The 14143-nt window shown below is 53.1% G+C and carries 10 protein-coding genes; 1 reads left to right on the top strand and 9 read right to left on the bottom strand.

The window, feature by feature from the left end; translation table 11 throughout:
- Positions 1-56: 56 nt before the first annotated feature.
- From G358_RS30400 to G358_RS0117720, 9 genes are all read right to left on the bottom strand, one after another.
- Positions 57-2723, bottom strand: a complete 2667-nt coding sequence (locus tag G358_RS30400) for a transglycosylase domain-containing protein (RefSeq protein WP_019638590.1) — start codon at positions 2721-2723, stop codon at positions 57-59.
- Positions 2724-2845: 122 nt separating this feature from the next.
- A complete protein-coding gene (gene hfq, locus G358_RS0117755; protein ID WP_019638589.1) occupies positions 2846-3085 on the bottom strand; it encodes an RNA chaperone Hfq in 240 nt (79 codons plus the stop codon).
- Positions 3086-3109: 24 nt separating this feature from the next.
- On the bottom strand, positions 3110-4084 hold the full coding sequence (gene miaA, locus G358_RS0117750) for a tRNA (adenosine(37)-N6)-dimethylallyltransferase MiaA (RefSeq protein ID WP_019638588.1): 975 nt from the start codon (positions 4082-4084) through the stop codon (positions 3110-3112).
- Positions 4081-4854: a class I SAM-dependent methyltransferase gene (locus G358_RS0117745; protein WP_019638587.1), complete on the bottom strand. Its 774-nt coding sequence runs from the start codon at positions 4852-4854 to the stop codon at positions 4081-4083. Before G358_RS0117745 ends, miaA begins: the two co-directional genes overlap by 4 nt.
- Positions 4855-4870: 16 nt before the next feature.
- Positions 4871-7222 (bottom strand): DNA mismatch repair endonuclease MutL, encoded by a 2352-nt coding sequence (mutL, locus tag G358_RS0117740; protein ID WP_019638586.1) that lies wholly within the window; start codon positions 7220-7222, stop codon positions 4871-4873.
- A gap of 41 nt (positions 7223-7263) precedes the next feature.
- Complete coding sequence (gene mutS, locus G358_RS0117735) at positions 7264-10284, bottom strand: DNA mismatch repair protein MutS (protein WP_019638585.1); 3021 nt, start codon at positions 10282-10284, stop codon at positions 7264-7266.
- Between the two features lie 55 nt (positions 10285-10339).
- Positions 10340-11971, bottom strand: a complete 1632-nt coding sequence (locus G358_RS30395; protein ID WP_019638584.1) for a putative amidoligase domain-containing protein — start codon at positions 11969-11971, stop codon at positions 10340-10342.
- A gap of 122 nt (positions 11972-12093) precedes the next feature.
- Positions 12094-12636 carry an outer spore coat protein CotE gene (gene cotE / locus G358_RS0117725; protein ID WP_019638583.1) on the bottom strand — a complete coding sequence of 181 codons (543 nt, stop codon included), beginning with the start codon at positions 12634-12636 and terminating at the stop codon, positions 12094-12096.
- A 155-nt stretch (positions 12637-12791) separates the two neighbouring features.
- Positions 12792-13817 carry an aromatic acid exporter family protein gene (locus G358_RS0117720; protein ID WP_019638582.1) on the bottom strand — a complete coding sequence of 342 codons (1026 nt, stop codon included), beginning with the start codon at positions 13815-13817 and terminating at the stop codon, positions 12792-12794.
- A gap of 51 nt (positions 13818-13868) precedes the next feature.
- On the opposite strand from G358_RS0117720, the gene G358_RS33700 reads away from it, so the two are divergent.
- Positions 13869-14143 (top strand): hypothetical protein (locus G358_RS33700; RefSeq protein WP_033404204.1); only part of this gene is annotated, 275 nt, incomplete at its 3' end.

The raw sequence follows: 14143 nt of genomic DNA, 5'->3' as shown, positions 1-14143 counted from the left end.
GAAACTGCTGGTTTATAATTTTATATAAGCAACAGGGATGGTTCCTGCGGCGACTATTATCCTCCAGCGTTCAATCCCGCCGCTGGATCAAACGACTGATCACTGGTACTTCCTGCACTCTCCCCTTCAATCGGGGGAACTATTTCATTTCCGCTTCCGGGCTGAGTACCTCCTGAGCCGGAATTGTCAGCTCCCCCGGAGCTGCTGTCCCCGTCCCCGGTACCGCCTTGGCCGGGAGGGGTACCCTGGTTACCACCGCCGCCTGGATTGTTCCCTTGGCCTTGGCCGTTGCCATTACCATGCCCTTGACCATTCCCTTGCCCTTGACCGTTCCCTTGGCCTGGGCCGTTCTGACCTGCTCCATCTTGGCCATTGCCGTCATGTTCATGGCCCGCGTTGCCCTCTCCCCCATCGATCGGCGGGAAAGGTATCAAATCGTCAAGGTCCGGATCAATGTCATCCATCGGCTCTTCCCCGGCGATTTCGACAACCGCCATGTTCGACGGCCCACTCTCAGTATCGTTTACCGGATCATATGCAGTAACATAATATTCATAGCTTGAACCTGGAACCACGCTCAAATCTTCGATCTCGGTTGTCGCCGAATCCAAAATATAAGTAAATTCGGGCTCCGTGGCTTCTTTGCGATAAATACGATAGACCGCGCCTTCCTCGTCAACACCATTCCAGTTCAAGGATACCGTTTGAGTATTCTCGCTATATAAAGCTTGAAGTCCGCTTGGCACGCCCAGTTCCTTCTCAGGCTGCTCGATTTCCTGCATATTTTTCGGCACAGGGAAATCTTTGACCGGCACACCTTCCAACGCTTCCTTCATCACGGCCGCAAACAATGCTGCCGTCTGACCACTGCTTCCATTCAGCAGATGATCCTTATCTACGTTGTCGTAGCCCATCCAGACCGCACCCGTCCATTCCGGCGTGTAACCGACGAACCAAACATCACGGTTCTTGCTGCTCTTCAGATTCTTGATGCCGTGCTGTGTCGTGCCCGTCTTACCGGCAACCGGACGATTGATACGGGCCTTTTTCCCCGTTCCTTCATTCACGACGTCCTGAAGAATTTGCGTCATCTGATAAGCGGTCTGCTCTTTAAGCACCTGCTTCTGTTTCGGAGCATCCGCTTTATGAACCTCTTTGCCGCTGTGATCCACGATCGACTTGATCGAATAAGGCTCATTATATTTGCCTTGATTCGCGAACACGCTAAATGCACTAGCCATTTCCAGCGTATTCGTGCCATGCGTCAATCCGCCCAGTGCAATCGCCAGGTTGCGATCATCCTTATCCATCGTGATCCCCATCTCGGTAGCGTATTTCACGCCTGTTCCGACACCGACCTCATTCAACAGCCATACGGCAGGTATATTGATCGATTTCGTCAATGCGGTCTTGAAGCTAATCGTCTTCGAATAGGATCCGCCCAAATTGTTAGGACAATAATTGCCGAAGCATTGTTTCTCATTGCTGACCATCGAATCCGGCGTAAACTTACCTGTGTCCAACGCTGGCGCAAATGATACGATCGGCTTGAACGTCGAGCCCGGCTGTCTACGGCTGTCGAGACGGCTAAAGCCCTTGCGTTGGTAATCGCGTCCGCCTAGCAGCGCCACCAGGCTGCCGTTCTCGTGGTTCATAATGACCATGGAAGCCTGAACCTTCTGATCATCTTTGCTCTTCTCGAAGAAGTCGTCATTATCGAACGCCTTCTCTAGCGCTTTCTGCGCCTTCATATCCATCGTTGTATAAATTTTATACCCGCCGCGGTTCAACTGGTCTTCCGTGATGCCCCACTTACGCTCCGCTTCCTCAAGCACATAATCCTTAAAAGCTTCGAAGCTCTGGTTCCTTGCCGGAGGCTCATAATCGTACACGACCGCCTTGGCATGCTCCATCTCGGCCTGCGTAATATAGCCCTGCTCGTACATCAACTGGAGAACAACGGCTCTGCGCTGCATGGACAGCTCCGGATTACGAAGCGGATTGTATTTGGACGGTCCCTTCGGCATCGCTGCAAGGGTTGCCATTTGCCACAATTCAAGATCATTTAAGTCGCTTTTGCCGAAATAGCGAATCGATGCGGCCTTAATGCCATACACCGTCCCCCCAAAGTTAATCCGGTTCAAATACAAAGTAATAATTTCATCCTTCGTTTTGTCTCGCTCCAAGGCCATCGCAATCGATACCTCGGTCGCCTTCCGGAAAAAAGTCTTGTCAAAATCAAGGAAGATGTTCTTCGCAAGCTGCTGGGTAATCGTACTGCCGCCCTCAACAAGCTTGCGCGCAACGATATCTTTCACAGCGGCCCGGCCGATGGCCCACAGGTCGACTCCATTATGCTCATAGAATCTTTTGTCCTCCGTAGCAATGAATGCATCCTTCAAAAGCTTAGGAATTTGCTCGGAGGTAACCGGCTCGCTTTTCTCGAGCGACAATTCGCCCATCATGTTGCCGTTGCGGTCATATACTTTCGATGTTTCATATACCGTCAGCTTTCCCTCGTTCTCCGCCAATATTTTCTCGCCGTTGATCGTAATGTACAGGTAGCCCGCTAAGGCGCAAAATATAGCAAACGCAATCGTAAAAAACGAAGTCCACACTATCCGTTTGGCCGTTAGCTTCTTCTTTCTTTTGGCCTTCGGCTTAGCCGTCTTCTTATCCGGCTTGCTGCTTCTTTCCAATCTGGAAGGTTTTTTTGTAGACATGGCTTCTCTGACTCCCTTCATACCAGTTAAACACGGAAAGAAAAGAACAACCTCTTGTCAGGTTGCTCCGCTCCATTTCCTATACCATTAAACGTAACAGCTTAAAAAAAGTTTCAATCTGCTCAGACTTCGGTCTGATTTTCCTGCATCAGCGAAACGTTGCGCTGCGGTTGAAACGTTGAAATCGCGTGCTTGTACACCATTTGTTGGCGTCCGTCGCTGTCGATGACAATCGTGAAGTTGTCAAACGCTCTAATTGTTCCTCTAATCTGAAAACCGTTGGTTAAGAAGACAGTAACAGGGATGCTTTCTTTACGTAATTGGTTCAAGAACGTATCTTGGATATTAATGGACTTGTTCATTAGCCGTACCCCCAATAGAAATCATTAGTGTTTTGAATTATATTCAAGATCAGTGGGAAACTTTCCTGCTATTATAGCATGAGCGGCTTTTAAATTCCCGGAAAAATTTTGGCCGTCGCCCACGTCAATCCACGAAATGTCCTTCATCCGCCGAAACCAGGAGAGCTGGCGTTTGGCAAATCGCCGGGTATCTCTCTTTAGCTTCTCAATCGCTTCGTGAAGGGGCACACCATCCTGAAGATGTTCAGCTATCTCTTTATAGCCGAGTCCCTGCATGGATACCATATCCCGGTGATATCCTTTATCCAGCAGTCCCTTTACCTCATCTACCAGTCCGTTAACAATCATTTCGTCGATTCGCTGTTCAATACGGTTATAAAGCATTTGACGGTCCATTGTCAAACCTATAAAGCACAGGTCATATGGAGACTGCTTCGTCTGACCCTCCAATTGAGACGATAAAGTCTCACCCGTCAGGTGATAAATTTCCAGCGCACGGACGACCCGGCGAACGTCATTCGGATGCAGTCTGGCTGCCGTTTTAGGATCAATCAAGGATAGTTTCCGGTGCAGCGCTTCGACTCCCTCTTCTTCGGCCAAGCGTTTATGCGCATCACGGAACGCTTCATCCATCCCCGCTTCCGTAAATTGATACTCATAGCAGACCGATTCGACATACAGGCCTGTCCCTCCGACGATAAACGGCAAATGCCCCCGTCCATCGATTTCCCCAATAAGCGCCTTGCTCCACTCCTGAAACTGGGCGACGGAAAACGGCTCGTCCGGCTCCATCACATCGATCAGATGGTGCGGCACACCCTGCATTTCCGCGGGCGTAATTTTAGCCGTACCGATATCCATCCCCCGGTAGACCTGCATCGAATCGCCGGAAATAATCTCGCAGGAGAATGCTTTGGCTATTTCGATGCTAAGGCGCGTCTTGCCAACCGCTGTCGGTCCGACCAGCACGAGCAATCTCGGTTTATGTTGCCTGTTCAATGGGTAATCACTCCGTACGTTATTTTGGAATGGCTGCGCCCCAAGACACGGAACCCCAGTCTTTCGAACTCGCCGCTTCCTAATTTTTCTTTCAAAATGACTGTTCTGCGGGCTACGCGGCACGCTTCCGCAATCGCCGTCTCCTCCAAACGGCTATTGTTCGCAAAGGCGCGCAGTGGGGAAATGGAGGAGGATTCCAGCACCGGGTCACGGAACATCGGGTCGAAATAGACGACGTCCGCGCTTTGATCCGGCATTTGCTCAAGAAACCGGAGATGATGTCCGTGCCTTGGCTCAATGCGCCGGAGCGCCTCGTCAAAAGCCTGCAGTCCGGATGCGTAGTAGGCTAATCCTTCGTGCAGCAGCGCCCACAGCGGCAGCGATTCCTCCATGGCGATCACTTTGCCTTCCTGCCCGGCGCCGAGCGAGAACATAATGGAATCCGCCCCGAGGCCGGCCGTGCAATCGATGATCGTGTCTCCGGGCCTGACGCCTGCCGCTTCCAGCATCGTATCCTTCTCTCCCTTGAACAGCCGCTTGGCCCGCACGAACGACATGCTGGGGTGGAACGCCATCGGCTGTTCGCCAGGGCGATGCAAGCGCGCTCCTCCTTCGAGCACGACGAGGATGTCCTCGCCGGGATACTGCCCTGCAAGCTTCGCCATCGAGGCCCGGTTTCTCGGGACATACGAGCACCCCGATTTCGCAGCCAAAGCATGGGCGCGCTCTGCCGCTGCCGGCGCGCAGTGCTCTCCGGTCGTAATTATCACTTATTTGTTCCTCCGATCACATCACTCGTTTGAACAGCTTCTCCAAATCGTAGGTCGAGAAGCTGACGACAATTGGCCTTCCATGCGGACACGTGTAAGGCTGTCTGCACGCCGCCAGACGCTGGATCAGCGTGTTTGCCTCTTCCGGCGTCAGCTTCTGGTTCGCTTTAATCGACGCTTTGCAGGAGACGAGTATCGATGATTTCTCCCGCAGCTTCGCCAGGTCAATCTGCCGCTCCTGGAGCACCCATTCAGCCATTTCCTCAATGATGGCTGCTTCTTCCCCGGAAGGGAACCAGTACGGATGGGAAACGACGCGGAACGTGCCGCCGCCGAAATGCTCCAGGATGACCCCAGCGTTTTCGAACCAGTTTAGCCGTTCTTTGAGCTTCTCACTTTCCGCCGACGTAAATTCCAAGGTGATCGGAATGAGCAGCTCCTGGGAAGCGTCCGCAGGGTGGCCAAATTTCTCGTAGAAATATTCATAGTTGACGCGCTCATGAGCGGCATGCTGATCGATAAGATACAGCCCGTCTTCGTTCTGAGCGATCAGGTATGTTCCATGGTGCTGACCGATGAGGGCCAGTTCCGGGAAGGCCGGAAGCTCCGGCGCCGCCTCTGGCAAGCCGTACAGCGCTTCCGGCACGCGGCCGCCTTGCGGGGCCGTGTAGCTGCTGCTGCCATATGGGGCAGCAGCTCCGCCCCGGCCCGCGGGGCGGCCTGGCGGCTGCGGCGATTGCCGCGCAGCCGCGGTGCTCCCCGGCCCGCTGTCGCGGCCGGGGGAGGCGCTGGCCCCGTAGCTTGGCGCCGGGGCCGCCTCGTGCAGCGCAGCGGAGGCTGCAGCCGTCTCCAGACGGCTGTAGCCGCTGTGCGCGCTGCCAGGGCGCTGGGCGCCGCCGTCGGGGCGGTGGTGGCTATCCCCGCCACCGCCATCCTGGCGGCGATCCGCGCCGCCGCCGGCGCTGCCCGCAAAGGCTGTGCCGGCAGTGCCTCTCGCAGCAGCGGCACCCGCGTCGGCGCCAGCTGCAGAGCCACTGCTAACGCCTGTGCCAGCTGCAGGGCCAGCGCTGCCGTCTCCAGCGCCCGCCCCTGCCGCTTCGCCGTCAGCCTCGCCTCGCCCCGGTGCAGGGGGGGATGCTGCGCCTAACGCTGCTCCTGCTGCTCCTGTTGTTCCTACTGTTCCCTCCGCATCCGCTGTTCCCGCCGCTCCCGTTGCTCCACCAGTCCCCGCTGGGCCAGCTGATTCCACTCCCCATGCAACTCCGCTCCGTAAGTCACCCCCGCCGTCCGGGCGGGCAGACGGGAAATGGAACTGCTCCTGAATGACAGAGCGGTTCGCGCCCTTGCCCAGGCTCTGCTTGACCACTTGGGGGATCAGCACCTGGCCTTGCAGCAGCTGGCGAATGCTTTCCTCCACAAAAGCGTTCAGCTCCGGCTCCTTGCTAAATCTCACCTCAAGCTTGGACGGATGCACGTTCACATCGACCAGCGAAGGATGCATTTCCAGTTGAATGACCGTCAGCGGAAAGCGATTGATTGGCAGAAGCGTGTGGTACGCCCGCAGTATCGCCTGGTACAGTCCCTGATTGCGAATGTACCTGCCGTTCACGATCGAAGACATACCGCTGCGATTGGAACGGGTAAGATCCGGCCGTCCAACAAAGCCGGTAATTTTATAGTCCAAATTATCTGCGGCAATAGGCACCATCGCTTTCGAAGCATTAATGCCATATATCGACGCGATAACCTGGAGCAAATCGCCATTCCCTTGCGTTTGCAGCAACGTATTGCCGTTATGGCGTAGTGTGATGGCAATTTCTGGATGAGCAAGCGCCTGGCGATACATGACATCCGAAATATGTCCCAGCTCGGTCTGAATCGTCTTCATATACTTTAGTCTGGCGGGTGTATTGTAAAATAATTCCTTAATCGTAATATCTGTCCCTCTCGGAGCAGCCGTCTCTTCATTTTGCTTCAGGGAGCCGCCTTCTATGACAATAATCCGGCCAAGGCCGCTGTCATCGCTGCTTGTCTGCAGCTGGACTTTAGCAACTGCCGCGATACTGGGAAGAGCCTCACCGCGGAAGCCTAAACTGCGGATTTGGAACAGATCGCGCCCGGAGTGCAGCTTGCTTGTCGCATGGCGGAAAAAAGCGGTCTCGCAGTCCTCCGGCTCGATCCCAGAGCCGTTGTCTGTCACGCGGATCAACTGCAGTCCGCCTTCTTCCACCTGAACGTCAATTTTGCGAGCCCTGGCGTCCACGGCATTTTCCACCAGCTCTTTTACAACCGAAGCAGGACGTTCCACCACTTCTCCTGCGGCAATCTGGTTCGCTATATGTTCATCCAGCACAACAATATGGGCCATCGCACCATTCCCCCTTACTGCTTTCTAAACATTACAAAAAACTACAAGTTTCTCGCCTTCATTTTTAAATCGTTAATGAGCTGCATCGCTTGAAGCGGCGTCATATTCAGCAGATCTGCATTTTTAACCATATTCACGATGCTGCGAAGCTTGGCGTCATCACCAGGGGACCCAGACTTCATTACCGGTTCTTCCTCGCCAAAAATCGACAACTGCACGACTTCCCCCGGTCCGCCCGATACTTCCAATGCCGATTCCTCTGTTGATTTCGATGTCGCCACCGGTACTGCAGCCAATTCTGATCCTGGTGCTGACGCTGCTTCTGATACTGTTCGTGCTGCTGACGGTGGCGTCACTGCCGATGCTGATACCGCTGACGCAGTTGGTGCTGCTGACGCTGCTTGTGCTGCCGTTACCGCCTCGGCACCATCTTGCTTCGAGCCGGCGCTGCCGCTTTCCTTGATTGCTGACTCCACAGCACTCTCAGCGACGGCCTCCACGGCACTCACAGCGACGGCCTCCACGGCACTCACAGCATGAGCTTCCATTGCCGTACCCATGTCTCGGTAGGCTGATTCCCTACTTTTTTGTGCCGCTACCTCTGCTGATGCATTAGACGCAGCTGCTGCTTGTCCTACCCGGGCGCCCGCTTCGCCTGACGCCACTTCTGCGGCAGCCTGCTCAAAGCCCTGAAGCAGCCCGTAAGCCCGATCGATAATATCGCCGGGAAGCCCGGCCAATCTGGCACAATAAATCCCGTAGCTTGTATCTGCAGCTCCTGGTATCAGTTTACGCAGGAAGTGCACCTTGTCTCCGCTTTCCTGCACAGCCATGCAATAGTTTCGCAGCCCGGACAAACTGCTTTCTAAATGAGCCAACTCATGAAAGTGCGTCGATACGAGCGCTTTACAACCGATATGATTATGGACGTATTCAATTACCGCCTGAGCAATCGCCATTCCCTCGCTCGTAGACGTCCCGCGTCCCAGCTCGTCGATGATGATCAGGCTTCGCGAAGTTGCTTTCTCCGTCATTACCTGGATATCCGCCATTTCGACCATAAACGTGCTTTGCCCGCCGATCAAATCGTCCGCTGCGCCAATCCGGGTAAAAATTCTGTCGATCAGCGGTATTTCCGCAGATGCTGCCGGCACGAAGCTGCCGATTTGCGCCAGGATCGAAATGAGGGCGACCTGGCGCATATACGTGCTTTTCCCCGCCATATTTGGCCCGGTAATGAGCAGTATGCTAGCCTCTTCTTGCTGCAGCGCCGTTCCGTTAGCGATGAACGCAGAATCGCTCATGACCGATTCGACAACCGGATGACGCCCTTGCTCGATCATCATATTGTAGCCGTCGGTGAGCACCGGCTTCACAAACCCGCTGTCCGCGGCCACAGCTGCCAGCGAACGGTATACGTCGATCTCTGCGATCTGCTCGGCAAGGCGCTGCAAGCGGGTAATTTCCTGGCTGATCCGCTCGCGCAACTCACTGAACAATGCGTATTCCAGATCAACCATTTTCTCCTCCGCTTCCAGGATGAGCGTCTCTTTCTCCTTCAGCTCCGGCGTGACAAAACGCTCCGCATTCGCCAGCGTCTGCTTCCGCTCGTACCGCCCTTCAGGCAGGGAGGATAAATTCGCTTTCGTGACCTCGATGTAGTAGCCGAACACTTTGTTATATCCGATCTTCAGCGACTTGATTCCCGTCGCCTTACGCTCTGCGGCTTCCAGCTCGGCAATCCAGCGCTTGCCGTTAACGCCCGCTTCCCGCAGCTCGTCCAGCCGTTCATGATAGCCGCTTTTAATAATACCGCCATCCCGTACCGATACGGGTGGCTCGTCCGCAATAGCCGCCTCGATCTGATCCGCTAAATCGGCGCATTCATCCATCTCTCCAGCGACTCTCGATAGCGTTGCCGAAGCCGAAGCTTGACAAAGCGCTTTAATGGCCGGAGTTTGCCGCAGCGACAGCTTCAGTGCGATCAAATCACGGCCATTCGCGTTACCGAAGGCAATCCGCCCTACGAGCCGCTCCAGGTCATAGATTTGTTTCAGAGCTTCTTTTAAATCTTCCCTAAGTATGAAAGCTTCGTGCAAATGGCCCACCGCTTCCAGCCGAGCCTCGATCCCGCTGCGCTGCAGCAGCGGTTTGTCGATCCAGCGGCGCAGCATTCTTGCCCCCATCGACGTCTCCGTCCGGTCCAAAAGCCACAATAAAGAGCCCCGTTTGGAGCGTTCGCGCACTGTCTCTACCAGCTCCAGGTTACGGCGGGTGAACGGATCGAGAATCATATAGTTCTCCGGCTCATAAGACGAAATCTTCGTGAGCTGCCCAAGGGAACGCTTCTGTGTTTCGCTTAAATAGCCGACAAGCAAAGCGATGCAATCACGCCGCTCAGGCTCTAGTCTGGCCCAGACAGCTTCTCCAAACTGCTTCCTGCCCGCTTCATCCTTTTTCTTGTCCCATGGGGTATACACCACCGGTTTGCCCAGCGGGGCACTCGCCCCACGCATCCACTCCAGCAGCTCTTGATCCCCGATAATTTCCGCAGGATCATAAAGTCCGATCTCGTCTCTAAGCCATTCCTTGCTGGAAGGCGAGGAACTGACATATAGCTCGCCGGTTGACAAATCACAGGAAGCTATCGCCATCATGCCCTCTCTTTCGGTCATGCACGATATATAATTGTTAGCCTTGTCTCCAACCGTTTTGCCTTCCATCACCGTGCCTGGCGTTACGACCCTGACGATTTCGCGGCGTACGACGCCTTTAGCCTGCGCAGGGTCTTCCGTCTGCTCGCAAATTGCCACCTTGTAGCCTTTCTCGATCAGCCGGTGAATATAATTTTCCGCGGAATGGTAGGGGACGCCGCACATCGGAATTTTTTCCTCAGGTCCTCCCCCTCTGGCTGTAAGCGTAATTTCCAGCTCTTTAGCGGCAAGAATCGCGTCATCAAAAAACATTTCATAAAAATCGCCCAGTCGAAAAAACAGAAATGCATCCTGCGCCTGGGCCTTCACATTTAAATATTGTTGAATCATCGGCGTATAGTTTGCCATGATCATCCTCCATGCCCATTTCGTAGACTTCTATTATATCAAAAGGCTGGGCAGCTTACGAATGCTTTTCCACTTTCCACAGCCTGCGAATATCCACTGCTTCATCCCAAGTTCTTCCTGACAGTGTCGCCTCGATAAACGGAGCGATATAGTTCTCATATTTTGCATAAGCTTTCAATGAGCCAAGGTCAGCATAGAGGTCCGGAAGCACCTCACGCAGCTGCGCCTGATCCCCTTTATAGAAAGCGGCATAAATCTTCTCCTGTTTTAGAGGCCTGCGCTGCAATTGCTCCTCATGGACTGCAATCAGCGCGGCAATCGCAACGACTCCCTTGGCGACGAGAGGGGAAACAAGGAAACTGGGCAGCGTCCGGTATTCAAATCCCCCGTGCTCCTGAAGGCGAAAATCGCCTAAGCTGCCGTAGCGCGGCCGCCGCGCGGCGGCGCGCCGATCCTCAAGAACGGCGACCGGCAGAGCCAAATAATTATCTAATACTTGCAGCAGCTCAAAGGTTAGTGGAATTCCGCTGAAATGTAAATGTCCCCCTAAAGGGAATCCGCGCTGCGGCATTCCCCCGGCCTGCCAAACGAGAGCCGTATCTTCGATCAATGCATAGGCATGTTGAAACGCCTGAAGCAGATGAACAAGCACCTCCCGCGGCTCCTGCCCCGGCTTCGGCCGCAGCTCGGCCAGTGGAAAACGCCTGACTCCGCGGTATCTTAACGAATCGCACCCTGCCACTCCTGTAAACCCCAAATAACGTGACGCAGGAACTACCTTGCCCGTCGTCCCGTTATAAAGCAGAAATTCCGGATCCATGCCGATGAGTACGGGCGTATCGTTAGCCCCACCGGCATGTTGATTTAAAGCCGAAAGCGTATCCACGATCGCCTGGGCAGCCTGCACCGCTCTTTCTCCCTCATCATAATCCGGCATAGCCGATATACTGGTTATGGTAAATTGGCCATCTTCCCCCGCTGTGATTGTCACTTCCCCCATTTGTAGTCCTAGGGCGTATAGCGCCCGTGCAGCTGTTTTTTCCAATCGGCGACAGAGCTTGGCGTGGCCCATATGCCCTGTATTCTCTAGCGGCTGACTACTTCCCCCGATACCGAGAGAAGCGATATAAGTCGCTTGCAAATGAAATATTTGCACAACAAAGCGGCGCATAAATTTATGCCCTAATGGCTTAATAGGCTGATGCGCATCGGTCACCAACGAGGCGTTAAGCCCGCTTAACGCCAGACGGCTCTGCTGGTTTGATAACGAGGAGGCCCGGAAATGCGGCAAGCTTGCATTCAACTTGTACACTCTACGCACCGATTGCTGCGGCTCAGGATGATCTAACCGCGTCCTAAGGTCATCTAACTGTGTATGATGCTCATCTAAAGGCTGTAGGCTGATCTCCAGCCAATTTCCATTGCCTTTCGTGCGCACTGCCCTTGTTTGAGCTGTTTTACCGGGAATTTTTTCAGCTTGCTTCTTGTACATGACCTCAGCCGGTTTACTATCCATGTTCTCAGCTTGTTCCCTACGAATGTTGCCAGCTGGCTTTCCGCCAATGACCCGGCTAATGACCCGGTACGTTTCAACAGGCAGCAATGATTTCAGAGCCTCTAGCAAGGAATCCGCAGATGATCCCGGTATTACCTGGATCTGCAGTATGCTGTGGCGAAATCGTTCCATCTTCCGGTCCTCCCGACAATTCAATTTATTATTTTTTTATAAAAAGAGGGCAGCCGCCCTCGACGACGCCGCCCCTGCCGCATATATTAGATTATCTTCACCTAGCGCGTGTCCTCCCGAAGTTACAGCTCGTCGTCGAGGAGATCTGGATCCAGGTCTTCGTATTCTCCCGGATCGGAGCCAAAATCGAACTCCTTGTCTTCGTAACCGCCCGGCACAACGAGAACATTGATTTTCGTTTCGGCGATTAGCTCTACAGCAAATTCACGCTCGACACGGATGGTAACACGGCCATCCCCAGATACGCTCGCTTCAACGGTACTCGGCTCCTGCGTTGCCTCCGCAGCTACCTCCACCGTTGAAGAGCGGTGTCTGGAGTCCAAATAGCTGAGCGGCACATTTTCTACATAAGAGATCGTCTCTTTGGCTACCTCGGTCTGAGAGTTTTTGCTAAAGGAATACCAGATGTTCACATCGTAAGTACCAATAACTTCAATTCCGTCGCCTGCGAAGACCGCCTCATACTGGTGGTTTATAATCCACGCGCCAAGTATGCTCGTCGGTTTATGAGGCGGAGTCACGGTATGGGTTACGGTAGAGAACTTACGACCTTTGCCGCAGATCGCTTTCGTAATAATCTCTCTACTTTGATATTTCGATGACATGTTCGAACCTCCTCCATACATCATTCACTACAATTGTATGCAGGACATAGGCGAATGTTGATTGGACGAAGCAAAATAATAAGAAAAACGTCTATCGGTCAATGATTTAGAACAAAGATTTCCCTTGCTTATCCCCGTTTTGCTGCCTGGCTCAATCACTTTTGCTTTTGCTGTTGCTTTTGCTTTTGCTGTTGCTTTTGCTTTTGCTTTTGTTTTTGCTTTTGTTTTTGCTTTGGGGACACGGGAGCTTTATCTTTTTTAGCGATACTCAAATACATCGCCAGTTCACGGCATAATTGCAGGACAGCAGAGCGGACTTCGAACTCCTCTCTTGTAGCCGGCAGTTCCATCTTCTTAAACTCCTGCTCCCACTCGGTAAGCATTGCTTCCGTTCTTCCCGTATATTCTTCCTTGGTGACATCGAGGCTCAACCGTTCGAATAATAGCGCGGCAATATCGGTTTGCGGCATCCGCTGATAGACTTGGGCAAGCAGTCCCAGCATCGACTCGATCCGCTCCAGCTGCTGCTTTCGCATGTAGAAATACACGCTCCAAGATTCATCCGGAGAGACTAGCTGATTTTCAAGCGCGCGTTGCGCGGTGGACAACCCGTTCTCGATCAGGGCACCTGCATCGATTAATTCCTTCCCGCTCCAAACGTACTGCGGGTGATGAAGCGTAAGAGCAACTTGACTAAATATGTCGGAAAAGAGCACGTCGATTTTTTGCCGGATATCGCTTAATTTTTTTTCCTCTCGCGGCATATAGACGAGATTCACGAGCATCGCTGCACCGAGCCCGATAAGTAACAGCTCTATTTGGGTGAGAAAAATGTGCAGGCTTAAACTCTCGCCGCCAAACACACGAAATACGACAACAGAGCTCGTCACAATCCCATCTTTGAAGTGAGCCCGTGATAGTAATGGGAAAGCAACCAATATGTATAGAACAAGCACCCAAATGTGAAAGCCCAGCATATAGAACAAACCGAAGGCTAGCACCAGGCCTAAGACGGAGGCAAAAAAACGCGACGATACGGTTAGCAGGCTGCGTTTCCGTGTCACGTCTACCCCCAAAATGGCGAGTAATCCCGCGGATAAAGCCCCTTCAATGCCGCATGCATTCGCGACGATGATGGCGATCAGCGTTGCTATCGCTGTTTTTATAACTCGAAAGCCCAAGGCAGCGCACCCTTTCAAATATTACTCGTTGGTCATAAAAAGTATCGTACTATGATTTTACGCTCCGGCACAATGATAATAAAGATTGACGAATTTTTGTTGTGCAATGAAGCCGGTACTACGATGCAGCAACCGCCCGGTCTGAGTAATTTATCACAAAAGCAGGTAACTCGTCACAAAAGCAGGCAGAAGCTCTCAGGAATGGTTTTATATGAATCTTCATATTCAATCAAGGCGTTAGGCCGCTACACGAGTGTTCTGTATGATTTTTCATACACAATCCCGGCCTCAGGCCGCTACACGACCATTCTGTATGATTTTTCATA

The sequence above is a fragment of the Paenibacillus fonticola DSM 21315 genome, assembly GCF_000381905.1.
GTDB lineage: Bacteria > Bacillota > Bacilli > Paenibacillales > Paenibacillaceae > Fontibacillus > Fontibacillus fonticola.
This window is presented reverse-complemented; position numbering and strand designations above follow the sequence as displayed.

Coding starts and splice junctions, on each gene's coding strand:
- mutL (WP_019638586.1), bottom strand. CDS start 7,222: ATGGCCCATATTGTTGTGCTGGATGAACATATAGCGAACCAGATTGCC.
- hfq (WP_019638589.1), bottom strand. CDS start 3,085: ATGAACAAGTCCATTAATATCCAAGATACGTTCTTGAACCAATTACGT.
- cotE (WP_019638583.1), bottom strand. CDS start 12,636: ATGTCATCGAAATATCAAAGTAGAGAGATTATTACGAAAGCGATCTGC.
- G358_RS30400 (WP_019638590.1), bottom strand. CDS start 2,723: ATGTCTACAAAAAAACCTTCCAGATTGGAAAGAAGCAGCAAGCCGGAT.
- mutS (WP_019638585.1), bottom strand. CDS start 10,284: ATGGCAAACTATACGCCGATGATTCAACAATATTTAAATGTGAAGGCC.
- G358_RS30395 (WP_019638584.1), bottom strand. CDS start 11,971: ATGGAACGATTTCGCCACAGCATACTGCAGATCCAGGTAATACCGGGA.